Source organism: Micromonospora noduli, from assembly GCF_003264365.1.
GTDB classification, from domain to species: Bacteria; Actinomycetota; Actinomycetes; order Mycobacteriales; family Micromonosporaceae; genus Micromonospora; species Micromonospora noduli.
The window spans coordinates 126,509-149,339 of the sequence record NZ_PYAK01000011.1 but is presented as its reverse complement, the minus strand read 5'-3'; the positions used below and the strand labels follow the sequence as shown (position 1 = coordinate 149,339).

The 22,831-nt window shown below is 70.8% G+C and carries 18 protein-coding genes; 6 read left to right on the top strand and 12 right to left on the bottom strand.

The genetic code is table 11. The annotated features are described in order from the left end of the window. Window positions 1-8: 8 nt before the first annotated feature. A complete protein-coding gene (locus tag GUI43_RS11965; protein ID WP_091395745.1) occupies window positions 9-563 on the bottom strand; it encodes a response regulator in 555 nt (184 codons plus the stop codon). Next, window positions 560-4,927: a HAMP domain-containing protein gene (locus GUI43_RS11960; protein WP_112586464.1), complete on the bottom strand. Its 4,368-nt coding sequence runs from the start codon at window positions 4,925-4,927 to the stop codon at window positions 560-562. Before GUI43_RS11960 ends, GUI43_RS11965 begins: the two co-directional genes overlap by 4 nt. A gap of 294 nt (window positions 4,928-5,221) precedes the next feature. Here GUI43_RS11960 and GUI43_RS11955 point away from each other — a divergent pair, with 294 nt between their 5' ends. After that, entirely contained in the window at window positions 5,222-7,294 is a 2,073-nt protein-coding gene (locus GUI43_RS11955; RefSeq protein WP_112586466.1) for a SpoIIE family protein phosphatase, read from the top strand. Window positions 7,295-7,342: 48 nt separating this feature from the next. Further along, entirely contained in the window at window positions 7,343-7,774 is a 432-nt protein-coding gene (locus tag GUI43_RS11950) for a hypothetical protein (RefSeq protein WP_112586360.1), read from the top strand. 68 nt (window positions 7,775-7,842) lie between these two features. Here the strand turns inward: GUI43_RS11950 and GUI43_RS11945 are convergent, their stop codons facing one another. Beyond that, window positions 7,843-9,201, bottom strand: coding sequence for an FAD-binding oxidoreductase (locus tag GUI43_RS11945; RefSeq protein WP_112586462.1), 1,359 nt, complete (start codon window positions 9,199-9,201; stop codon window positions 7,843-7,845). 96 nt (window positions 9,202-9,297) lie between these two features. Here GUI43_RS11945 and GUI43_RS11940 point away from each other — a divergent pair, with 96 nt between their 5' ends. Then, a complete protein-coding gene (locus GUI43_RS11940; RefSeq protein WP_112698822.1) occupies window positions 9,298-11,394 on the top strand; it encodes a S9 family peptidase in 2,097 nt (698 codons plus the stop codon). A 19-nt stretch (window positions 11,395-11,413) separates the two neighbouring features. Continuing rightward, window positions 11,414-11,596 (top strand): hypothetical protein, encoded by a 183-nt coding sequence (locus tag GUI43_RS11935; RefSeq protein WP_112586358.1) that lies wholly within the window; start codon window positions 11,414-11,416, stop codon window positions 11,594-11,596. A gap of 33 nt (window positions 11,597-11,629) precedes the next feature. Here GUI43_RS11935 and GUI43_RS11930 read toward each other — a convergent pair whose 3' ends face one another. Both GUI43_RS11930 and GUI43_RS11925 read right to left on the bottom strand, forming a co-directional pair. Then, window positions 11,630-13,750: a bifunctional polysaccharide deacetylase/glycosyltransferase family 2 protein gene (locus GUI43_RS11930; RefSeq protein ID WP_244220418.1), complete on the bottom strand. Its 2,121-nt coding sequence runs from the start codon at window positions 13,748-13,750 to the stop codon at window positions 11,630-11,632. Further along, window positions 13,750-14,175, bottom strand: a complete 426-nt coding sequence (locus GUI43_RS11925; RefSeq protein WP_112698808.1) for a hypothetical protein — start codon at window positions 14,173-14,175, stop codon at window positions 13,750-13,752. Before GUI43_RS11925 ends, GUI43_RS11930 begins: the two co-directional genes overlap by 1 nt. Window positions 14,176-14,645: 470 nt before the next feature. On the opposite strand from GUI43_RS11925, the gene GUI43_RS35215 reads away from it, so the two are divergent. Continuing rightward, window positions 14,646-14,939 carry an alpha-amylase inhibitor gene (locus GUI43_RS35215; RefSeq protein ID WP_494516173.1) on the top strand — a complete coding sequence of 98 codons (294 nt, stop codon included), beginning with the start codon at window positions 14,646-14,648 and terminating at the stop codon, window positions 14,937-14,939. A 753-nt stretch (window positions 14,940-15,692) separates the two neighbouring features. Here GUI43_RS35215 and GUI43_RS11915 read toward each other — a convergent pair. Beyond that, window positions 15,693-16,277, bottom strand: a complete 585-nt coding sequence (locus GUI43_RS11915) for a TIGR03086 family metal-binding protein (RefSeq protein WP_112698807.1) — start codon at window positions 16,275-16,277, stop codon at window positions 15,693-15,695. Window positions 16,278-16,308: 31 nt separating this feature from the next. On the opposite strand from GUI43_RS11915, the gene GUI43_RS11910 reads away from it, so the two are divergent. After that, window positions 16,309-17,136, top strand: coding sequence for a helix-turn-helix domain-containing protein (locus GUI43_RS11910; RefSeq protein WP_112698806.1), 828 nt, complete (start codon window positions 16,309-16,311; stop codon window positions 17,134-17,136). A 14-nt stretch (window positions 17,137-17,150) separates the two neighbouring features. Here GUI43_RS11910 and GUI43_RS11905 read toward each other — a convergent pair whose 3' ends face one another. Genes GUI43_RS11905 through GUI43_RS11880 form a run of 6 tightly spaced genes read right to left on the bottom strand, consistent with a single transcriptional unit; the run spans window position 17,151 to window position 22,748 of the window. Next, window positions 17,151-18,680 (bottom strand): SpoIIE family protein phosphatase, encoded by a 1,530-nt coding sequence (locus tag GUI43_RS11905; RefSeq protein WP_181549336.1) that lies wholly within the window; start codon window positions 18,678-18,680, stop codon window positions 17,151-17,153. A gap of 13 nt (window positions 18,681-18,693) precedes the next feature. Further along, on the bottom strand, window positions 18,694-20,055 hold the full coding sequence (locus GUI43_RS11900; RefSeq protein WP_112698821.1) for a sensor histidine kinase: 1,362 nt from the start codon (window positions 20,053-20,055) through the stop codon (window positions 18,694-18,696). Next, a complete protein-coding gene (locus GUI43_RS11895; protein ID WP_112603327.1) occupies window positions 20,052-21,065 on the bottom strand; it encodes a SpoIIE family protein phosphatase in 1,014 nt (337 codons plus the stop codon). Before GUI43_RS11895 ends, GUI43_RS11900 begins: the two co-directional genes overlap by 4 nt. Next, on the bottom strand, window positions 21,062-21,481 hold the full coding sequence (locus GUI43_RS11890) for an anti-sigma regulatory factor (protein ID WP_112698805.1): 420 nt from the start codon (window positions 21,479-21,481) through the stop codon (window positions 21,062-21,064). Before GUI43_RS11890 ends, GUI43_RS11895 begins: the two co-directional genes overlap by 4 nt. Further along, window positions 21,478-21,888, bottom strand: coding sequence for an STAS domain-containing protein (locus GUI43_RS11885; protein ID WP_112586344.1), 411 nt, complete (start codon window positions 21,886-21,888; stop codon window positions 21,478-21,480). Before GUI43_RS11885 ends, GUI43_RS11890 begins: the two co-directional genes overlap by 4 nt. Further along, window positions 21,888-22,748, bottom strand: a complete 861-nt coding sequence (locus GUI43_RS11880; RefSeq protein WP_112698804.1) for an STAS domain-containing protein — start codon at window positions 22,746-22,748, stop codon at window positions 21,888-21,890. The genes GUI43_RS11885 and GUI43_RS11880 overlap by 1 nt, the downstream gene beginning before the upstream one ends. Window positions 22,749-22,831 lie beyond the last annotated feature (83 nt).

Below are 22,831 nucleotides of genomic sequence, written 5' to 3'. Positions count from 1 at the left end.
CCGCCGCGTCAGGCGGTGTTGCCCCAGCGGGCCTGTTCGAGCAGCCGTACCGCCCGGTCGCGGACCTCCGGGTCGTCCGAGCGGAGCTGGGCGGTCGCCTCGTCGACCGCGTCGGTGAGCCGCCGCCACTGCGTGTCGCGCTCCCGGACCAGATCCGACTGGGTGGCGAGCTGCCGGGTCTTCACCCACAGCTCGACGAAGACCGACACCTTCGCCCGGAGCACCCACGGGTCGAACGGCTTGGTGAGGTAGTCAACAGCGCCCACCTGGTAACCCCGAAGGGCGAGCTGGGCGTCCCGGTCGGCGGCGGTGAGGAAGATGATCGGCACGTGCCGCGTCCGCTCGCGGCGCTTGATGTGGCTCGCCGTCTCGAAGCCGTCCATGTCCGGCATCTGCGCGTCCAACAGGATCACCGCGAAGTCGTCCACCAGCAACTGCTTGAGCGCCGCCTCACCGCTCTCCACCGCCACGGACTGGACCGGCAGGCCCTGAAGGATCGCCTCCAGGGCCGTCAGGTTCTGCCGGCGGTCGTCCACGAGCAGCGCTTTGGCCATCTGGGTCACGAAGTCTCCTCGGTCCGGCTGCCGTTGATCCAGGACGACATCAGTTCGATCAGGTCGTCCAGGTCGACCGGCTTGGTGATGTAGTCGCTGCCCCCGGCAGCAAGCGCCGACTCACGGTCACCCGGCATCGCCTTCGCGGTCAGGAAGACCACCGGAAGGTCGGCGAACCGATGGTTGCGGCGAATCTGGCGGGTGGTCTCGTAACCGTCCTGGTCAGGCATCATGGCGTCCATCAGCACGATGTCCACCTCCGGATGCTCGGCCAGCAGACGGACACCGTCCGCCCCGTTGTCCGAGTACAGCACGGTCATCCCGTGCAGCTCCAACGCACTGGTCAAGGCGAAGACGTTGCGGACGTCGTCGTCCACGATCAGCACCGTGGCGCCGTCCAGTTGACGGGTGGCCGGTGCCTCCGGCCGTTCCGGCAGCAGTTCCAGCGGCGGCATCAGCAGCGACGACGGCAGCCCGGCGCGCTGCGGCGACGGAGCCTGCGGTGCGACCACTGCGTCCGGGGCCAGCACCTGCGGCACGAACAGGGTGAAGGTCGAGCCCTGACCGGGCGCGGACGAGACGGTGATGGTGCCGCCGATCAGTCGGGCCAGATCGCGGCTGATCGACAGGCCCAGGCCGGTGCCCCCGTACCGGCGACTGGTGGTGCCGTCGGCCTGCTGGAACGCCTCGAAGATGATCGACAGCTTGTCGTCGGAGATGCCGATCCCGGTGTCGATCACGGTGAACGCGATCACCTGCTGGGCGTTCGTCAGCGCCGGCACGTCGAAGACCGCGTTCTCCGCGGCCGGGGCGATCCGCAGCGTCACCGCACCGTTGTCGGTGAACTTCACCGCGTTCGACAGCAGGTTGCGCAGGATCTGCTGCAACCGCTGCGCGTCGGTCACCAACGCCGGCGGCAGATCCTTGCTCACCCGTACCTGGAAGTCCAGGTTCTTCTCCTCGGCCTGCGGCGCGAACGCCTGCTCGACGTAGCCGCGTAGCTCGGTGAAGCGGATCTCGGTCGGCTCGACGTCCATCCGACCCGCCTCGATCTTGGACAGGTCGAGGATGTCGTCGATCAGACGCAGCAGGTCGGAGCCGGACCCGTGGATGGTCCGGGCGAACTCGATCTGCTTCGGGCTGAGGTTCTGCTCCGAGTTCTCGGCCAGCAGACGGGCCAGCAGCAGCAACGAGTTCAGCGGGGTCCGCAGCTCGTGGCTCATGTTGGCCAGGAACTCCGACTTGTACGCCGACGCCCGGGTCAGCTGCTGCGCCTTCTCCTCCAGGCCCAGCCGGGCCAGCTCGATCTCCCGGTTCTTCGTCTCGATGTTGCCCTTCTGCTCGGACAGCAGAGTGGCCTTCTCCTCCAGCTCGGCGTTGGTGCGCTGCAACTCCGCCGACTGCTCCTGCATCTCGTGCGCCAGCCGCTGCGACTGGGCCAGCAGCTCCTCCGTACGCCGGTTGGCCTGGATGGTGTTGACAGCGATGCCGATGGTCAGCACCAACCGCTCCAGGAACGACAGGTGCAGCTCGGAGAAGGCCGACACGCTGGCGAACTCGATCACCCCGAGCAGCTCGCCCTCGAACAGGACCGGGAGCACCACCAGGTCGGACGGGGGTGTCTCGGCCAGGCCGGAGCGCAGGGTGAGCCGGCTGTTCGGGGAGGCGCTGACCCGGATCGTGCGACGGGAGAGCGCGGTCTGCCCGACCAGCCCCTCACCCGGCCCGAAGGTGACGTCGTGCCCCCGCGCCACGTACCCGTACGAGGAGGTCAGCCGGAGCCGCATGCTGCCGTCGGCGTCGTCGGCCAAGAAGAAGGCGCCGAGCTGGGCGTCGACCAGCGGAGTCACCTCGGTCATGATCATGCGGCAGACCTCGCCGAGGTCGCGCTGGCCCTGCAACAGGCCGCCGATCCGGGCGAGGTTGGAGTCCAGCCAGCCCTGCTCGGCGTTCTTCTTGGTCGTCTCCCGGAGGGTGACGATCATCTGGTTGATGTTGTCCTTCAGCTCGGCGACCTCGCCCTGCGCCTTGACCGCGATCCGCTGGGTCAGGTCGCCGCGGGTCACCGACGTGGACACCTGGGCGATGGCCCGCAACTGCGTGGTCAGCGTCGAGGCGAGCTGGTTGACGTTCTCGGTGAGGTCGCGCCAGGTGCCGGAAACACCCTTCACCTGCGCCTGACCGCCGAGCTTGCCCTCGATACCGACCTCGCGGGCCACCCGGGTCACCTCGTCGGCGAACGACGACAGCTGGTCGACCATGGTGTTGACAGTCGACTTCAGCTCCAGGATCTCGCCCTGGGCGTCCACGGTGATCTTCTGCGACAGGTCACCCTTGGCCACGGCGGTGGTCACCGAGGCGATGTTGCGGACCTGGCTGGTCAAGTTCGACGCCATCGAGTTCACGTTGTCGGTCAGGTCCCGCCAGGTGCCGGAAACCCCCTTCACCTGCGCCTGACCGCCGAGCTTGCCCTCGGTGCCCACCTCACGGGCCACCCGGGTCACCTCGTCGGCGAACGACGACAGCTGGTCGACCATCGTGTTGACAGTCGACTTCAGCTCAAGGATCTCACCCCGCGCATCCACCGTGATCTTCTGCGACAGATCACCCTTGGCCACCGCCGTGGAGACCTGGGCGATGTTGCGGACCTGGGCGGTCAGGTTCGACGCCATCGAGTTCACGTTGTCGGTCAGGTCCCGCCAGGTGCCGGCGACCCCACGCACCTGCGCCTGACCGCCCAACTTGCCCTCGGTGCCCACCTCACGCGCGACCCGGGTCACCTCGTCGGCGAACGACGACAGCTGGTCGACCATCGTGTTGACAGTCGACTTCAGCTCCAGGATCTCGCCCCGCGCATCCACCGTGATCTTCTGCGACAGGTCACCCTTCGCCACGGCGGTGGTCACCGAGGCGATGTTGCGGACCTGGCTGGTCAGGTTCGACGCCATCGAGTTCACGTTGTCGGTCAGGTCCCGCCAGGTGCCGGAAACCCCCTTCACCTGCGCCTGACCGCCCAGGTTGCCCTCGGTGCCCACCTCACGGGCCACCCGGGTCACCTCGTCGGCGAACGACGACAGCTGGTCGACCATGGTGTTGACGGTGTTCTTCAGCTCCAGGATCTCGCCCTGGGCGTCCACCGTGATCTTCTGCGACAGGTCGCCCTTCGCCACTGCGGTGGAGACCTGGGAGATGTTGCGGACCTGGCTGGTCAGGTTGCCGGCCAACTGGTTGACGTTCTCGGTGAGGTCCCGCCAGGTGCCGGAGACGCCGCGCACCTGGGCCTGACCGCCCAACTTGCCCTCGATGCCCACCTCACGGGCCACCCGGGTCACCTCGTCGGCGAACGACGACAGCTGGTCCACCATCGTGTTGACGGTGTCCTTCAGCTCCAGGATCTCGCCCTGCGCCGCCACAGTGATCTTCTGTGACAGGTCGCCGCGCGCGACCGCCGTGGAGACCTGCGCGATGTTACGGACCTGGGCGGTCAGGTTCGACGCCATCGAGTTGACGCTGTCGGTCAGGTCCTTCCAGGTGCCGGCCACGTTCGGCACCTCGGCCTGGCCGCCCAACTTGCCCTCGGTGCCCACCTCACGGGCCACCCGGGTCACCTGCTCGGCGAAGAGCCGCAGCGTGTCGGTGAGGTAGTTCATCGTCGCGGCCAGCTCGGCCACCTCGCCACGCGCGCCGACAGTGATCTTCTGCGACAGGTCGCCCTTGGCCACCGCCGTCGCCACCTGCGAGATCGACCGCACCTGGCCGGTCAGGTTCGACGCCATGGTGTTCACCGAGTCGGTGAGGTCCTTCCAGGTGCCGGCGACGCCCCGCACGTCGGCCTGGCCACCCAACTTGCCCTCGGTGCCCACCTCACGGGCCACCCGGGTCACCTCGTCGGCGAACGACGACAGCTGGTCCACCATCGTGTTCACTGTGCGCCCGATGCGCAGGTACTCACCGCGCAGCGGCCGACCGTCGATCTCCAACGCCATGTGCTGGGACAGGTCACCGTCGGCGACGGCCACGATCACCCGGGCGATCTCGGTGGTCGGTCGACCCAGGTCGTCGATCAGCGAGTTGATCGCCCGCTGCCCCTCCGCCCAGGAGCCGTCCAGCCCCTCGTCGTCGAGCCGCTCGGTGAGCCGGCCGTCGCGACCGACGATCCGGCTGATCCGTCGCAGGTCCAGGTACTGCCGCTCCTGGAGCGAGACCACCTCGTTGAACGCGTCCGCCACCTCGCCGGCCGCGCCGGCTCGGCGGGGAAGCCGAACCTTCAGGTCGCCGCGCCCGATCCGTCGCAGTGCCTCGGCCAACTCACCGAGGAGCGCCTCGTGGTCGGACGCGGACGGATCCGCCACCGACTGCTTCGACGTGGTCATCATTCCTCGCTCAACTCGGGGGCGCCGGTCCGTGCGGACACACCGGCACCCCATATTGTGCCCGCGCGCGCCGTGGTGCCAGGGTGCGCGACCCGCCAGGTGGCATCGATCGCCCCGTAGACCCGCCCGATCGGCGTCGAGCCGGCACGGCGCGTCGCAAACCTCGCCGGGCTCCCGGACCGGTCGTTTCGACGCGTCAACCCGCTCCCTGCCGCCGGTGCCGCTGACCGACGCGACAGCCCGCGATCGGTGATCGGCTTGGCACCCGGCAGGGGGACGGTGGAGGATACGGGGGTGTCAGCCGAGGCGGGGCCCGCGACGGCCGGGGCCCGGGACGGGGCCGTCCGGCGTGTGCGGCTGCCCGCCGACCGCCGTACGCCGGCCGCCGCCCGCGCCGTGGTCCGCTCGGTGTTGACCGAGTCACACCTGGACGAGCTGGCCAACGAGGCGCTGCTGCTCACCACCGAGCTGACCACCAACGCCGTCGAGCACGCCCGCACCGAACTGGACATCGAGGTCGTCGCGGACGAGATCGGGCTGACCGTCACCGTCTCCGACTTCGCCCCCGGTTCCGGCGACGAGCTGACCGTCGGCGACCGCAACGACTCCACCGAGATCAACGAGGTCTCCGTGCGGGGCCGGGGCCTGTTGCTGGTCGACCACTTCGCCAGCCGCTGGGGCACCACGTACCTGCCCACCGGGAAGGGCGTCTGGTTCCGGCTGGACCGCCCCGGCGCCGACCAGCCCTCCAGCGGGACCATCGGCGAATCGACACCGGCCAACGCCGGCCCTCGGACGAGCGCCGACGGGTCCGCGCCGAGCGCCAGCGCGATGAGCGAACTCATGCAGACCGCCCCCGACCTGTACGGGGACGACCCGTTGCCCGACTTCGCCACCAGCCTGCTCAGCCGGGTCGCCGAGATGGTGGGCGCAGCCGGCGGCACGATCCGTCTGGACCGTGGCGACGGGCAGGGCAGTCAGGTGCTGGCCCGCTTCGGTCGGCCGCCCCGCCCCGGCATCGACCTGCTCCGGGTGCCACTGACGGTGCACCGCCCGTACGCCGGGGAGTTGGAGTTGGACGCCGCGCCCTCGGCGTACGCCCAACCGTTGGCGGTGCTCACCGCCGAGCGGCTGTCGCTGCACCTGGAGAACGACCGGCTGCGCCGGGCCGACGTCCGCCGGCAGGTGTGGCTGACGTTCCTGGCCGAGGCGAGCGAACTGCTGGCCCAGTCGTTGGACGTCGACCTGACCATGGCGCTGGTGCCGCAGTTGGTGGTGCCGCGACTCGGCCAGTGGTGCGCTGTGCACACCACCGACGAGTGGGGTCGGCTCCGGCTGGCGGCGGCCAGCCACGCCGACGAGTCAATGCTTCCGCAGTTGCACAAGGTGCTGGCGGAGACCGGGCCGGACTCGATCCAGGCCCGCCTCCGCGAGGCGTCCCGCAGCGCGGCGCAGATCCCCCTGGGCGGGCCGATGGAGGGTTTCGCCGTCCCGCTGATCGCCCGCGGGCAGCGGCTCGGGACCCTGGCGGTGGGGCGGCACCAGCGGCACCGACACGACCCGGACGAGGTGGCCGTGTTGGAGGACGTGGCCCGACGGGCCGCGCTGGCCATCGAGAACGCCCGCATCCACGCCGAACGCCGTCGGGTGGCGCAGACGCTCCAGCAGTCTCTGCTGCCGCCGGTGCTCCCGCTGGTGGACGGGATCGGTTTCGCCGCCGAGTACGTCCCGACCGGCGACGACGCCGAGGTGGGCGGCGACTTCTACGACGTGGTGCCGCTGCCCGACGGGCGCTGGCTGGTGGTGATCGGTGACGTCTCGGGCAAGGGTGTCCAGGCCGCCGCGGTGACCGGGCTGGTCCGGGACGTCATCCGGGTGCTGGTCGGCGACGGCAAACCGTTACCGGAGGCGCTGGCGCGACTCAACGAGACACTTGTCGAGCGCGGTAGCGGTCGCTACTGCACGCTGGCGCTGGCAGCGGTCGGGCAGGGCGAGGGTGACAAGTTGGACGTCTCGCTGCACCTCGCCGGGCACGACCGGCCGGTGCTGCTGGCCGCGGCGGGCGGCGCCGGGTTCGTCGGCACCGGCGGCACCGCGCTCGGCCTGCTCGACACGATCACCTCACCGACGGCGAAGATCACGCTCGCGCCGGGCGATTCGCTGATCTTCTACACCGATGGCGTCACCGAGCGGCGGCGTGGCCGGGAGCTGTTCGGCACCGACCGACTGCGGGACGCCGCCGCGCCCCTGGCCGGATATTCGGCCGACGTGGTGGCCGCCCGGCTGCGCGCCGCGGCGATCAACTTCTCGGTCGAGCCACCCCGGGACGACATCGCCGTCCTTGTGCTCCGCAACGACGCGACCTGACCGCGGCGCGGCCCCCGAATCTCGGGCCCGCTCGGTAGATTGACGGCCATGACGAGCGCCGCGCAGGTCACGTCGTACTCCCGGCCGGCGGTCCGGGCCCTGATCGTCGCGCAGTTCGCGACCATCGGCGCCTTCCTCACCGTGCTGCTGCTCTACGTCGGTCGGATGACGAGCGCCGGCGTCGGCCCGGCCGAGATGTTGACCGGCGCGTACGACCCGAAGGACATCCTCCCGTTCGGGATGAGTGGGCTGAACCCGTTCCTCTGGCTCTATGCCGTGGTCGGGGTGCTCTACCTGACGGGTGCGGTACTCGCGCTGCCGTTGGCGATCGTCGCGGTGGCGCTGGTCGCCAGGGAGCGCGAGGCCCTGCCCCGGGCGACCCGGTCACTGCTGCTGGCCGGCGCGGTCGGAGGCCTGCTGGTGCTGGTGGCCCGCTTCACCCCGCCGCTGCTGGACATGCACCGGTGGTGGCTGGACTAATCCCGGCCGGGCCGCACCGGCCGACGGGCTCACCCGGCCGCGCCGAAGGCTCATACGCCGGTCAGGCCTCACAGGCCGCCGGGGAGCCGCCCGGGCGCGAGCCGGTGCTCCGGATCCAGGTGCCGCTTCGCGGCCCGCAACTGGGCCAGGCCCGCCAGCTCACCCCAGAGGTCGACCGCCTGGCGGACCGCCGCCGGAGCGGACACCACCACGCAGCGGCCCTGCCGGGCCAACAGCACCCCTCGGACGGCGGCCAGGATGGACGCCACCCGATCGGCTGCCAGCGCCCCGGGCAGTGCCGCGTGCACCACGCCCAGCCCGGCGGACCCGCGCACCGGCACCGGCGCGCCGGCCGCGTCGCGTAGGGCGTAGACGGCGGCGTGCAGGTCGCCGATCGGCACCTCCAGGCGCAGCGCCGTGTCACCGGGCGCGAACGGGTAGCGGCGCCACCACGTCGGCGCGGAGTGGGCGATCGTCGCCTCCCCGTGCAGCAGGCCGACCAGCCGCTCGGCACGCTCGGTGACGTCGGCGGGGCCGCCCTCCAGCAGCACCACCAGGCTGCCGGCCCGGGACGGGGCACCGGCCCGGCCGGACATCGACGGATGACGCTCCCGGGCGGTGGCCGCCGGATGACCGGGCGGGTACGGCGTACGGGGGCGGGGGGTGCCTCCGGGCAGGTCCAGCTCGATGGCCGACGGCTCCAACCGAGCGGCGAGGATCGTCCGGACCAGGTCGTGCACCTCCAACGGCGTCCACACCGGGCGGGACACCCAGAGCCTGCTCGCCGGCACCGGCTGCACCCGCAGGCTCGCCGACACCAACACGCCGAGCGCGCCCTGGGAGCCGCAGAGCAGGCGGGCCAGGTCGAGCCCGGGCGCGCCACCGCCGACGCTGATCAGTTCGCCGTCGGCGGCGAGGTAACGCACACCGAGCAGTTGGTCGCAGGGGCTGCCGTGGCGGTGGCGCAGCGGGCCGGCCTCGCCGGCGGCCAGCACACCGCCCACTGTCGCGCCGGGCGAGGGGGCGTCCATCGCCAGCCGCTGCCCGGTGCGCTCCAGGGTGGCCTGAACCGCCCGCAGTGGAGTGCCGGCCCCCACGTCGGTGACCAGCGAGTCGACCGGCTCGTGACCGATGCCGGCCAGCCGGCCGGTGTCGAGCAGGATGTCAACCTGAACGGGCGCAGCCCCCCAGTCGATCTTCGTGCCCGCACCCCGGGGCACCACCGTCAGATCGTGCACGGCGGCCAGCCGCAGCACCTCGGCGGCGGCGTGCGGGCCGCCCGGGACGGCCACCCAACGCGCCGGTCGCCCCGCCACCTCGTCGGCCGGCCCGGCCAGCCGGGAGAACGGCGGACCGCAGATCGCCGCCAACCGCCGGGTGATCTCAAGGGCTCCGGACCGGCCGAGGGAACTCGCTGCTGCCGCCATGCCGGCCATCGTACATGTGTTCGAAAGCCGTGGTGGCGAGTATCGGGATGCCGCTGGTCCGGCGCGCTGCGCCTGCCGGCCGGTAACGTGGCCGCCGTGACCACCGAGACTGCCCCGCCCGCGGCGAAGCGGGTGCCCAGCGAGCGCACCCACCACGGCGACACAGTCGTCGACGAGTACGCCTGGCTCGCCGCCAAGGACGACCCGGAGACGATCGCCTACCTGACCGCCGAGAACGAGTACACCGACGCGCGTACGGCACACCTGGCCGACCTGCGCGCCGACCTGTTCGAGGAGACTCGCCGACGCACCCAGGAAACCGACCTGTCCGTTCCGACCCGCAAGGGCGGGCACTGGTACTACACCCGGACGGTCGAGGGGCAACAGTACGGAGTGCAGTGTCGCCGGGCGGTCCGCGACGGTGAGACCGACCCGCCGGTCAGCGCGGACGGCGCCCCGCTCGACGGCGAGGAGGTGCTTCTCGACGGCAACCTGCTGGCCGAGGGGCACGACTTCTTCTCGCTCGGCGCGTTCGACGTCAGCCCGGACGGTCGCTGGCTGGCCTACTCCACCGACTTCTCCGGTGACGAGCGCTTCACCCTGCGGGTGAAGGACCTGACCACCGGCGAGCTGCTCCCGGACGAGGTGCCGGACACGTTCTACGGCACCGCCTGGTCGACCGACGCCTCGGTGCTGTTCTACGTGACTGTGGACGACGCCTGGCGGCCGAACCGGGTCTGGCGGCACACCATCGGCTCCGCCGCCGCCGACGACGTGGTGGTCCACCAGGAGGACGACGAGCGGTTCTGGGTGGGGGTGGAGCTGACCCGGTCGGAGAAGTTCATCCTCATCGACGTGCACAGCAAGGTGACCAGCGAGGTGCTGGTGATCCCCGCCGGCAACCCGACCGGCGCGCCGGCCGTGATCGCCCCCCGCCGACAGGGCGTCGAATACACCGTGGAGCACCACGGCCACCGTTTCCTGATCCTGCACAACGACGGCGCTGAGGACTTCGCGCTGGCGTTCACCTCGGCGGACGTACCGGGCGACTGGGTGCCGCTGATCGAGCACACTCCCGGCACCCGACTGGAGGCCGTCGACGCCTTCGCCAACCACCTGGTGGTGTCGCTGCGCACCGACGGGCTCACCGGGCTGCGGGTGCTGCCGGTGGGCAGTGACGACGGGCACGACATCGACTTCCCCGAGCCGCTGTACAGCGTCGGGTTGGACGCCAACCCGGAGTACCGCACCGGCCAGGTCCGGCTGCGTTACTCGTCGCTGATCACCCCCGACTCGGTGTACGACTACGACCTGGTCACCCGGCAGATGGTGCTGCTCAAGCAGAAGCCGGTGCTGCCCGGGCCGGACGGGCGACCGTACGACCCGGCCGAGTACGAGCAGCACCGCGACTGGGCGCTCGCCGACGACGGCACCCGGGTGCCGATCTCACTGGTCTGCCGCGTCGGCACCCCCCGGGACGGCTCGGCGCCCTGCGAGCTGTACGGCTACGGCTCGTACGAGGCCAGCATGGACCCGTGGTTCTCGGTGGCCCGCCTTTCCCTGCTGGACCGGGGCGTGGTCTTCGCGGTGGCGCACATCCGGGGCGGCGGTGAGCTGGGCCGACGGTGGTACGACCAGGGCAAACTGCTGGCCAAGAAAAACACCTTCACCGACTTCGTGGCGTGCGCCCGGCACCTCGTCAAGGCCGGCTGGACGGCCAGCGACCGGTTGGTCGCCCGGGGCGCCTCGGCCGGTGGCCTGCTGATGGGCGCTGTGGCCAACCTGGCACCTGACGCGTTCACCGGGATCGTGGCACAGGTGCCGTTCGTGGACGCGCTCACGTCGATCCTCGACCCGTCGCTGCCGCTGACCGTCACCGAGTGGGAGGAGTGGGGCAACCCTCTCGAAGACCCCGAGGTGTACGCGTACATGAAGTCCTACACGCCGTACGAGAACGTGGCCGCCGTGGACTATCCCGCGATCCTCGCGGTGACCAGCCTCAACGACACCCGGGTGCTCTACTCGGAGCCGGCGAAGTGGATCGCCCGGCTGCGGGCGGTCGCCCCGGGCGGCGACTACCTGCTGAAGACCGAGATGGGTGCCGGGCACGGCGGTCCGAGCGGTCGCTACGACTCCTGGCGCGAGGAGGCGTTCATCAACGCCTGGATCCTGGACCGCATCGGCCACGCCTGACGGCGATCGGGGGGCGGTCATGACCGACGAGGACGAGAACGAGGACGGGGCGGAGGCCGGCGCGCCGCCGGGTGCGGCCCGGCGCGCGTCCGCCTGGATGATCCTCGCGATCGTGGCCGCCGCCCTGCTCGTCTGCTGCTGCTCGGCCGCCGTCGGCCTGCTGATCTCCTGGTCGGCCGGCCTCTTCCACACCCCGACCTGACCGGCGGACGGCTGACGCCGCATCGAGGTGGCGTCAGCCGCGGCCGGCCCCTACCAACGCTGCCGCCTCGCCGGTCCGCACCATCCGCTGCCAGCGCAGCCGGTTGCCGATCAACGCGGTGACCACCGACTGCACCACCACCAGGTACATGAGCTGCCGGTAGACCAGTTGCTGGAACGGCAGCGCCCACAGTGGGCCGTACCGCTCCCGGTCCAGTCGCAGCGCGTACGCGGCGGTGGCCGCCTGGAGCAGCAGTAGTCCCGCCCAGGCCAGGGCGAGGGTCGACCAGGGCAGGAAGAGCAGGCCGTACACGGCGAACACGTCGACCGCCGGCGCGGTGAGCGGCAACACGATCTGGAACACCGTGAGGTACGGCAGGCCGCGCCGCCCCAGTTTGCCTCCGGCACCCGACTCGCGCAGCGCGTGCCGGTGCTTCCACATCGCCTGCATGGTGCCGTAGCACCAGCGGTAGCGCTGCCGCCAGAGCTGGCGCAACGACGACGGGGCCTCGGTCCAGGCGATGGCCGACTCCTCGTAGACGACCCGCCAGCCGGCCCGGAGCACCTTCATGGTGAGGTCCGTGTCCTCGGCCAGCGTGTCCGACGGCACCCCTCCCACCCGCAGCAGCACCTCGCGGCGGAACGCGCCGATCGCGCCGGGAATGGTCGGCATGCACTCCAGCACGTCGTACATCCGTCGGTCGAGGTTGAAGCCGATCACGTACTCCAGGTGCTGCCACCGACCGAGCAGCCGACGCCGGTTGGCGACCTTGGTGTTGCCGCTGATCGCGCCCACCGACGGGTCGGCGAAGCCCTGCACCAGGCGGTGCACTGTGTCCGGCTGGAAGACGGTGTCACCGTCGACCAGCACCAGAAGGTTCGCCCGGGCCGCCCTGATGCCCGTGTTCAGCGCCGCCGGCTTGCCGGCGTTGGCCTGCCGGATCACGCGCACCCCGCGCAGTCGCATCCGCTCCACGATGTCGGCGGTGCCGTCGTCCGACCCGTCGTCCACGACGATCACCTCCAACGCCGGGTACGCGCTGGCCAGCAGGGACCGAACAGTGGCGGCGATGTTCGCCGCCTCGTTGTACGCGGGCACGATCACCGACACCGGTACCCGCACCTCGGGACGGTCCCGGCGGGGCCGGCGGACCCGGCGCACGTGCCGCTGGGCGCAGAACACCTGCACGGCCAGACGCGCCACCCCGAGCACGAGTGCGGTGGCGAGCAGGAAGTTCATCACCTCGGCGGACCAGCGGGCACCGGTCTGGGTCCAGCGCAGTGCGGTGCCGCTCAGTCGGGTACCGGTGCCCGCCGGAACCATCGACGGTGAGGCGTCGATGCCGGCGGAGACGGTGGTGAACCGGTAGCCCTGATCGCCGAGCGCGGGCAGCAGGCGGTCCAGCGCGGCGAGGGTCTGCGCCCGGTCACCGCCGCCGTCGTGCATCAACACCACAGCCCCCTTGCCCCGCTTCGGGGTGGCGGACCGCACGATCTGGTCGGTGCCGGGGCGCTGCCAGTCCTTGGTGTCCAGGTCGGTGAGCACCGCGACATGCCCAGCACCGGCGGCGGCGCGCAACGCGGCGTACTCGGACCCGGTCAGCGCCGTCGGCACCGAGGAGAACGGCGGCCGGAGCAGGGTCACTTCCCGGCCGGTGGCCGATGCGACAGCCTTGCGGGTCAGCGACAGTTCGAGGTCACGCCGCCACGGCGACACCTCGGCGAGGTCGGCGTGGGTGAACGTGTGCGACCCGACCTCGTGCCCCTCGGCGAGGATCCGCCGGACCAGTTCGGGGTGCTCGTTGACCCGGGCGCCCACCACGAAGAAGGTGGCGTGCGCGCCGTGCCGACGTAGCACGTCGAGAACCTGTGGCGTCCAGCGCGGGTCCGGCCCGTCGTCGAAGGTCAGCGCGATGGTGCGGTCCGGCAATGCCCGGCTGACCGGTTCCGTGCGATCCAGCCGTAGCACCGGGCCACCCGAGCTGACGGCGGCCGGCACATCCGACGCGGGCCGCGCGGTGGCGTTTCCCGAGCCGCCCGCGAGACCACTCAGCAGTCCGTTGACGGTGAGCGCCGCCAGCAGCAGGAGCAGCCCGAGCAGGAGCAGCAGCCAGTGCGCACGAGGGTCTCGCCGGGCGACGTGTCTCGCCATCATCACTGCGGCTTACCGGGCGACCTGCTCGGCTTGGCGGTCCTGCGGCGCTCGTCACCACGGCCCGGTTGGTCGGTGGCGGACGGCGTCGGAGTGGCCGTGGCGGTCGTGGTCGGGGATCGGTCGCTGGTCCGGGTGGTGCGCGGCAGCGGCGCCGACGTACGGGCCGCCGGCGACGGCGACGGCGACTCGCCCACCCGGGGCGGGTTGACCCCGTCCACGCCGGCCTCCACCGGGCGCGTCCCCCGGGAGTCGTCCGACCAGCCGGGCAGCGGCACCGACGTGTCCAGGAAGAGCCCCGCGGCGATCAGGACGAGGCTGGTGAGCAGGCCAAGGCCCATGGCGGTGCCCGCGATGACGGTCAGCCGTCGGCGACGCCCGGTGCCGTCGACGAACACCGGCGGGACAGGGCCCGGTTGACTGTGCATCTGGCAAACTCCCACGGGTTTCCGTGCCAGGACCGTCCGGTCTGACATCGGAGACCCGATCGTCCGGGCCTCCGTTGCACACAGCGGCCCCGCCACCAGCGGTGTTACATCGACTCAGGACGGCGAGCAGCGCCGCGAAGGTCGGGCTGCCCGCCCACGGGTCGGGCATCGCCGGCCCGCCGCGAGCAGGGGCCACCGAGCGGCGAGCGTGCCGACGCAACCACCGCCCACACGGTCTCACTAACGCCAGGACCAGCAGTTACCCGATAAGTAATAGCTAGGCCCCGCCCCCACGCCGACACAGCCAAGTTCGCCAATGCTCGTGGCAACGATCAACGGGCCTTGTTCCAAGGTGGACCCCCTGATAGGGTCAACTCGCCAGCTGGTTAGCGCTTAGTCCATGGATTCTCAATAAGCGTGATTGATGATTGGAATCAATAACCACCGCTTCATCTAGGACAGGGGCGAAAATGAAGCAGCGCGGCAGGAGTGCGGCGGTAATTGCCGCCGTGGCACTTGGAATTCTCGCTATTCCCTCAAGTGCATCAGCAAGCGACATCTCCACCTGCTTGACTAAATGGGGACCGGGTCCCGACGGCTACATAACGGTGGCCTACCCGTTCAACGACTGTGGCGGGCGGTCCATCCGGGTGAAGATCGTGATGACAGCCGGGCCGGATGGTCCGTGCTGGACTCTCAGCTATTCCCAGAAAGCAGATTGGAAGCCGGGCTTCGGGCTTAGTCCTCGGCTGGGATCCTGCTAATTAACGCGCTTCAGGCAGCAGCCTGAATTCCGCTTAGCGATTCCTCTGACAATAGCGCGGTCGGGTGCCGGTCTGACTATCTTCGCATCGGTGCCCGACCGCCAAAAAGTCACGACGCAGACTAAGTGGTTGACATTCTTGCCGCCTCAGGGGCATGGGTCGCTGCGCTGAACGCATCAGCAATGACCTTGAGTAGACGACTCTCGCCATTCTTGGCTGCGCGAACACTGCTGTGGGTCCGGTTCGCCGGTCCGCCGACTGTTTGCTGAACGTCGGCGCATTAGCCCCGCATCTGTTGCGTACGTGGCCGGCGATGAGTTCAGCTCGGTCGAGTCTCGTCGGCGCCCCTGTGGTCATGCGGGCGCCACGCTGAACAGTTCCCGCCAGGTGAGCGCGGCCGGCCGTGCCTCTCGCCGCCCCGAACACGTCGCTGAGGGTGGCGGCCGGGTCGGCCTTGACCACCGTCAGCTCACGCAGCCGTGCGGTGTGCGCGGCCCGCTGGGCGATCAGGTACGACTGGGCCCGACCGACGTCGGCGACCAGCAGCGCCATCACGACCTTGGCGAAGAGTGTGCTGGCCACGTACGGCATGGGCGGTTCCAGGTCAACACCCCACCCCACTCCCATCCACTCCCATCCCCGCCCCCGTCTCGATTCGGTTGATCAAGAAGTTTGCGTCACCGGCACGCCGGAACCTGACGCAAACCTCTTGATCAGCGAGGGCCGGGGTGGGGGTGGGGGGTGGGGGTGGGGTTAGGGGGTTTGGGGCCAGGTGGGGGTGCGGCCGGTCTGGGTCAGCAGGTGGGCCAGGTCGGGGGCCAGGTCGGGGGTTGGAGTGGGGGCGGGCAGTGGGTCGGCGAAGACGCCCATCTTGCGGGCGGTGGGGCCCAACTGCTCCACCAGCGTGTGCAGTTCGGCCACCGCCTCCGGGGCCGGGTGGTACGGCTGGCCGGTGGCGACCGCGAGATCCCAGCCGTGCACTGTCAGGTCCAGCAGGGCCATACCGCCAATGGCGGACTGCGGCATGGGCATACGCGGTGACATGCCCTCCACGCTGGACGGGTCCGACCAGGCGGCGATCAACCGACCGGTCTCCACCTCGAAGCGGTCCCGCCAGCCGTCGCCCAGGTGGTCGGGCTTCTCGGCCCACTCCACCTGTCGTTTCTCGGCCAGGTCCTGAAAGTTGACCACCACCTGGAAGAGGTGGTTGAGCAGATCACGGACCAGGTAGTCCTGGCACGGCGTGGGCAGGTCCAGTTGGTCGTCGGAGATACCCCGTACGACATCGACGGTTCGCGGCGCGGCGGCCGCCAGCAGCTCGCTAGTCTGAGTGGACATAGGGCCAGCGTATGAGGGTGGTCTTGAACAAATGCGACAGCGACCGCGTGGCGACAGCCGGGGAATTCTCGACCCCGGGCGTCTGCTGCGCGAGGTGCGCTTCCGTCGACACCTGCCGGCGGAATCGCTGCGCCAGTGGGTCGAGCACTACTGGTTGATCGACTGGGTGTTGAGCGCGCCGTTCGAGCAACGGGTCGTGCCGCACCCGGCGGTCAACGTGGTGTTCCGGCGGGACGACGACGGGCCCGAGTCCGGCGAGGTGGCCGGGGTGGGCCGCGACCTGTTCCGGATCACGCTCAGCGGCACCGGCCGGGTGTCCGGGGTGCAGTTCCGCCCCGGCGGCTTCCACCCGTTCTGGCGGCGTGCGGTCAGTGAGCTGACCGGCCGCAGGGTGCCGTTGCCCGCCGGCCGGCTGACCCCCCCGGACGCCCCGGTGGGCGAGGGCACGTTCCCGGGAGCACCCACCTCGGCGACCAGCGACGACGAGCGCTGCCGGGCGCTGGACACCCTCCTCACCTCCTGGCAGTCGGAGCCGGACCCGACGGCCGAGGAGGCCGTCCGCCTGGCCGAGGCGATCCGTACCGACCGGACGGTGCTGCGCGTCGACGACTTCGCCGCGCGGCACGACGTTCCGGTCCGCCGGTTGCAGCGGCTCTTCCTGGAGTACGTGGGGGTCGGGCCGAAGTGGGTGATCCGCCGCTACCGGCTCCAGGAGGCGGTCGAACAGGCCGCCGGTGGCCCGCTGAGCTGGGCTGACCTCGCCGCCGACCTCGGCTACAGCGACCAGGCCCACCTGGTCCGTGACTTCACAGCCGTGGCCGGGGTGTCCCCCGCCGCGTACGCCCGCTCAGTGAGCTGAGGAGAGCTGACAGATCAGCGACGCCGCAGGACGACCACGGCGACGTCGTCCTGGATCTCCGGTGGAGCCAGTTCCACCAGCAGTCGGGCGCAGAACTGGTCCAGGTCACCGTCGACAGTCGCGGCGACCCCGGCCAGCGCGGCCAGCCCCTCGTCGATGGAGGCGTCCCGTCGCTCGATCAGGCCGTCGGTGTAGAAGACCAGCGTGGCCCCGGCCGGGACCACGAACTCCAGATCGGCAGGGCGCGGGGCGCGGATGCCGAGCAGCGGCGCGGAGTGCTGCACGAACTCGACCTTGCCGTCCATGATCATCAGCGGCGGAAGGTGCCCGGCACTGGCCAACCGGACGTGTCCGGTCGGCGGGTGCATCAGCAGTACGCAGAGCGTCGCCACCTCGTTCGGCAGCAGCGTCCGCATCAGCTCGTTGACCCGGTGCAGGATCTCGCCGGGCTGGTGGCCCTCGACCGCGTACGCCCGCACCGCGTGCCGCAGCTCGGCCATCACGGTCGCCGCGTGCAGCGAGTGGCCGGCGACGTCCCCGATCGCGAGCAGCAGATGCCCGTCGAGCATCACCAGCTCGTAGAAGTCGCCGCCCACCTCGGTCCGCGCGCTGGCCGGCTCGTAGCGCACCGCGAGGTCCAGGCCGGCCACGGTGGGCAGCCCACGCGGGAGCAGGCTGCGTTGGAGGGTGACAGCGATCCGGTGCTCCTCGTCGAAGGAGCGCTGCCCCTCCACGGCCGCCGCCACCGCCTGAGCCAGCTGCTTGAGCACCGGGGTCCGCGCGGTCTGGGTGGCGGTCGGGACCACCACGTACAGCGGGGCCCGGTCCTCGCGCAGTCGGGCGGCGGCGACTGTCACAGTGTCGTCCGCCGGCCAGTCGACGAGCGCCCAGTTCGCCGGGGTCTCCACCCGGACTGTGGCACCGGTGGGCACCCCGCTGTCGTCGACGACCCACGGCACCACGGCGGCCACCGCGCCGGGCCCGACGCAGACACCCGCGAGGCAGTCACCGTCGAAGGTTTCGGCGATCACCGCCGCCGGACTCTTGAAGATCTGGGCGGCGCCCTCGGCAGCGGCCTCCAGCAGGCGCGCGAACGTCGGCGCCGCATGCACCGCGACGGTCGTGTCGGCCAACCCGAGCAGCCGCTCGGCGAGCAGTTCAGCGCGCTGGCGGGCCTGGTAGTAGCGCAGCACCGCCCGGGTGGTGGCGATCAGCTCCTCGGGCTCGATCGGCTCGGTCAGGTACGCGTCAGCGCCCCGGGTCAGCCCCTGGGCGCGGTCGGCCACGTCCACAGCGTGCGCCGACACGTGGATCACCGGCATCGCCGGGTGCCGCGCCTTGATCTGTTCGCAGACCTCGTAGCCGCTCAGGTCGGGCAACCGGACGTCAAGGACCACCAGATCGATCCGGTCCACCTCGACCCGAGCCAACGCATCGGCGCCGTTCTCGGCCTCCAGCACTGTGAACCCGGCCCGGGTCAGCCAGCTGACCAGCAGGTAACGCTTGGTACGACTGTCGTCGACCACCAGGATGGTTGTCGGCATGGCGTCCACGCCGTCACGCCCCGCCGGTGGGTAGGGAGACGGTGAATGTGCTGCCCTCGCCCGGCGCGCTGGCCAGCTCCAGTGTCCCGCCGAGCAGCGTCACCAACCGCCGGGCGTACGGCAGACCGAGGCCGGTGCCGCCGACCCGGGTGGCTCCGGGGATCTGGTAGAACTCCTCGAAGATCCGGTCGTGCAGCTCGGGAGCGATGCCCGGCCCGGTGTCGCTGACCTCGAACTGCCAACGGTCGCCGTTCTGGTTGGCCCGCAGCCGCACCTCGCCGCGCTCGGTGAACTTCAACCCGTTGTGCAGCAGGTTGCGCAGCACCTGGCCGAGCAGCACCTCGTCGGTGCGCAGCAGGGCCGGCCCGGTGGGCTCCTCCACGACCAGCTCCACCCCCGGTCGGGTGGCCAGCGCGCGCAGGGTGCCGCGCAGTTGACCGAAGACCGGCCGCAGGTCGACCTCGGCCAGCTCCGGCTCGATCCGGCCGGACTCCGCCTTGGCCAGGTCGAGGAGTTCGTTGACCAGGTTGAGCAGGTCCGCCGCCGAGGAGCGGATCAGATCGACCTGGCGGCCCTGCTCGTCGGTGAGCGGGTCGGAGGCGGAGTCGGTGAGCAGCCGCCCCAGACCGATGATCGCGGTGACCGGGGCGCGCAGCTCGTGGCTCACGTTGGCCAGGAACCGGCTCTTCGACTCACTCGCCGCGCGAAGCTGGGCCGACTTCTCGTCCAGCTCGGCGTAGAGGGCCACGACGCCCCGGTTGGTCTCCTCCAACTCCTCGGTGAGCTGGTTGTAGAGCGCCAGCACGCCGCGGTTGGTCTCGGCCAGCTCCTCGTTCAGCACGGCCAGCTCGTCGCGCTGACTGCGCACCTCGTCGAGTGCAGAGATGAGCTGCCCGTTCTGCACTGTCAACTCGTCCAGCGCACTGCCCGGCGCGGTGCGGCCGAGTTCGGTACGGAACTCGGCGAGCCGCTCCGGGGTCGGCGTCGGCGCGTTGGCCGGGACTCGTCGGGACATCCGTACGACCGTAACCCCCTCGACGGTCAACACGCTCAGTGTGTCGACCAGTCGGGACACCGCGCCGGACTGCGGTTCGTAGCGATCGTCGGGCAGCGGGGACACCGGGGCCAGGTCGGCGCGCAGGTGAAACCGACCGTCGGCACCCGCGTCGACGTGGAAGGAGACGTCCGCTCCCCCGGTCGTCCGCAGCAGGTCCCGGGCGACCTCGCTGAGCGCGGTGGCGATCCGCACCTGGTCCTGGTGTTCGAGGCCGACCACAGCGGCCACCTCGCGCCCCCGCTGACGGATCACGAAGATGTCCTGCTCGACCCGCAGTGCCATCTGGAGCAGCGGCAGCGCGGCCGGCTCCCCGATCATGCCCACGACCTCGCGACCAGTACGCAGGCGTCGTCACGTCGCACACCCGCGTCACGGAGCAGGGTCGCCGCCATGACCAGCGGAGATCGCTCCGCCAGGCCCGGGTAGTCGGTCATCCGCCACCGGTCGACCACCCCGTCGCTGTGCATCACCAGCCGGGCGCCGGGACCGAACGGGTAGTCGTACTCTCGGATCGTCGGCCGCTGGTGGCCGGCGATGCCGGGCAGCGACACCAGCCCTCGACGGCGGCCGTCACCCTCGACGACCATGCCGGCGATGTTGCCCAGGCCGGCGTAGTGCAGCACCCCGGCCTCCGGCAGCAGCTCGCCGACGGCGAGCGCGGCGCCCCGGGTGTGCGACATGCTCCGGTGCAGGTGACCGACCACCATCGCCGGTGGGCCGGCCGGGGCGTCGCGGAACGCGGCCAGCGCGGCGTCGGTGGCGGCCCCGGCCAACGGGCCGTGCCCCAACCCGTCACTGACCAGCACCTGGTGCCGCCCGTCGACGACCCGCACGGCGTAGCCGTCGCCGCTGATCGTCTCGCCGGTCAGCGGACGGGTGAGGGCGCCGGCCCAGGACGGCCGTGCCGCCTCGGCCGGCCAGACCTGCACGGCGAGGACGGTGCCCCGGCCGGGCAGCGAGTATCCGTCGAACCAGCTGGCCTGCCGGACGATGGCACCCAGACCAATGCCGAGTGTGCCGGTGGTGGAGTGCCCGTCCTGGGACGAGACGGTCAGGTCGGCCATGCCCGGCCCGGAGTCGATGGCCACCAACTCCACCCCGGCCTGCCCGGCGCGGCGTACCGGCCGGAGCAGCAGGACGCCCTCGTCGGCGTGTTTGACCAGGTTACTGGTCAGCTCGGCCGCGACGATGGCCAGGTCGGCGATGCGTGCCTCGCCCATTTCCACCTGTGCGCCGAGGCGTTCGGCGGCCCGCCGGACGGCGCTCGCCGCGCTGCTGGCCTCCACCCGGAACCAGATGCCACTGTCGGTGACCGCGTCGCCGTTCACCTGGACCACTTGGTGACCGTGATCCGCGTCCCGGTCTCCACTGACGTCTCGATCTGGAACTCGTCGACCAGGCGTCGCGACCCGCTGAGCCCGAGGCCGAGGCCGCCACCGCTGGTGTAGCCGTCGGTCATGGCCAGGTCGAGGTCCGCGATGCCCGGCCCGGAGTCGGCGAACACGATCTGCACGCCCTTGCGGCGGCCGTTTTCCACGACCGTCACCTCGACCGAACCGCCACCGCCGTACACCAGGGTGTTGCGGGCCAACTCGCTCGCCGCGGTGACCACCTTGGTCTGGTCGACGAGGGACAGCTTGCTGGCCACCGCCACGGCGCGGACCAACTGCCGGACGCGCACCACGTCCTCATCGCTCCGGACCGACTGCGCCTGTGGCTGGCCCAGGTCGATGCCCGCGGTCACGGCGTGGCCGTCTCGGCGTCCGGATCGTCGTCGAGCTGGTAGTCGAGCTCGTCGGCGTGGGCCGCCGCGATCAGCTCCATGCCGCGCTCCACGTTCAGCGCGGTACGGATGCCGTTCAGTGACAGCCCGAGTTCGACAAGGGTGATGGCGACGGCCGGACGCATCCCGACCACCACCGTTTCCGCGTCCAGCACCTTGGAGATCGACGCGATGGTGGAGAGCATCCGCCCGACGAAGGAGTCGACGATGTCCAGTGCCGTGATGTCGATGATGACGCCGTGGCAGCCGGTCGCGACGATCCGCTCGGCCAGGTCCTCCTGGAGCTGGACCGCCGTCTGGTCGGACATGTCGAGCTGGATGGAGACGAGCAGGATGTCACCGATCTTGAGGATCGGAACCCTCTCCATCAGGCGTCCCGGCGCGGCTGGCGGCGGGCGGTCTCCACCCCGTTGAGCCGCAGCACGTGGCGCAGCGCGTCGGCGAGGCTCGCCTTGGTGGCGATGTCGCCGAACTCGATGCCGAGCGCGACGATGGTCTGCGCGATCTGCGGACGGATGCCGGAGATGATGCAGTCGGCGCCCATCAGCCGGGCGGCCACCACGGTCTTCAGGATGTGCTGGGCGACCTGGGTGTCCACCGCCGGTACGCCGGTGATGTCGATGATCGCGTACGGCGAGCTGGTGTCGACAAGGGTCTGCAGCAGCCGCTCCATGACGACCTGGGCCCGGGCCGAGTCGAGGGTGCCGACCAGCGGGACGGCGACGACGCCCTCCCAGAGCTTGACCACCGGCGTGGAGAGCTCGAGCAACTGCTCGGCCTGATCGGCGATCAGGCTCTCCCGGGTGCGGACGAAGCTCTCGAAGGTGAACAGGCCCATCTCGTCGACCAGCTTCGAGAAGGCGACGTAGTCCTGCAGCGCGTTCGGGCCGCCGCTCTCCTGCACCAGCTCGGCCAGCACGTCCTTCAGCGCGAAGATGCTGACAGTGGTCTCGGTGGCGGAGAAGCCCTGCCGGGCCCGGCCACGGGACAGCTCGGAGAGCGCGGCGCGCAGTTCGGCGGCGCTGTCGGCGGACAGCTCGATGATGCCCTGTTCGCCCGTGGAGACGATGGCGCGATGCAGGTCCTGAACCTGTCGGCGCAGCTCCGCCTGGCTCAGCCGGCCTCGCAACGAACTGGTGACGATCTCGGTCCACCGAGTCGTGACCCGTTCGTCCTGCCCGCTCAGCAGCGCGGCGAACCGACCACTTTCTTCGGTGCTCAACGCCATTTCGAACCCCCTTGACCTGGACCGGGCGGACTCTATCACCGGGGCCTGACCAACTACTTGCCCCGTAGCAACGGAATGATGAT

Excerpts from the sequence above, each read along its gene's own strand:
- GUI43_RS11960 (WP_112586464.1), bottom strand. The coding sequence starts at position 4,927 with ATGACCACGTCGAAGCAGTCGGTGGCGGATCCGTCCGCGTCCGACCAC.
- GUI43_RS11950 (WP_112586360.1), top strand. The coding sequence starts at position 7,343 with ATGACGAGCGCCGCGCAGGTCACGTCGTACTCCCGGCCGGCGGTCCGG.
- GUI43_RS11945 (WP_112586462.1), bottom strand. The coding sequence starts at position 9,201 with ATGGCGGCAGCAGCGAGTTCCCTCGGCCGGTCCGGAGCCCTTGAGATC.
- GUI43_RS11935 (WP_112586358.1), top strand. The coding sequence starts at position 11,414 with ATGACCGACGAGGACGAGAACGAGGACGGGGCGGAGGCCGGCGCGCCG.
- GUI43_RS11930 (WP_244220418.1), bottom strand. The coding sequence starts at position 13,750 with ATGATGGCGAGACACGTCGCCCGGCGAGACCCTCGTGCGCACTGGCTG.
- GUI43_RS11925 (WP_112698808.1), bottom strand. The coding sequence starts at position 14,175 with ATGCACAGTCAACCGGGCCCTGTCCCGCCGGTGTTCGTCGACGGCACC.
- GUI43_RS35215 (WP_494516173.1), top strand. The coding sequence starts at position 14,646 with ATGAAGCAGCGCGGCAGGAGTGCGGCGGTAATTGCCGCCGTGGCACTT.
- GUI43_RS11915 (WP_112698807.1), bottom strand. The coding sequence starts at position 16,277 with ATGTCCACTCAGACTAGCGAGCTGCTGGCGGCCGCCGCGCCGCGAACC.
- GUI43_RS11910 (WP_112698806.1), top strand. The coding sequence starts at position 16,309 with ATGCGACAGCGACCGCGTGGCGACAGCCGGGGAATTCTCGACCCCGGG.
- GUI43_RS11905 (WP_181549336.1), bottom strand. The coding sequence starts at position 18,680 with ATGCCGACAACCATCCTGGTGGTCGACGACAGTCGTACCAAGCGTTAC.
- GUI43_RS11900 (WP_112698821.1), bottom strand. The coding sequence starts at position 20,055 with ATGATCGGGGAGCCGGCCGCGCTGCCGCTGCTCCAGATGGCACTGCGG.
- GUI43_RS11885 (WP_112586344.1), bottom strand. The coding sequence starts at position 21,888 with ATGGAGAGGGTTCCGATCCTCAAGATCGGTGACATCCTGCTCGTCTCC.
- GUI43_RS11880 (WP_112698804.1), bottom strand. The coding sequence starts at position 22,748 with ATGGCGTTGAGCACCGAAGAAAGTGGTCGGTTCGCCGCGCTGCTGAGC.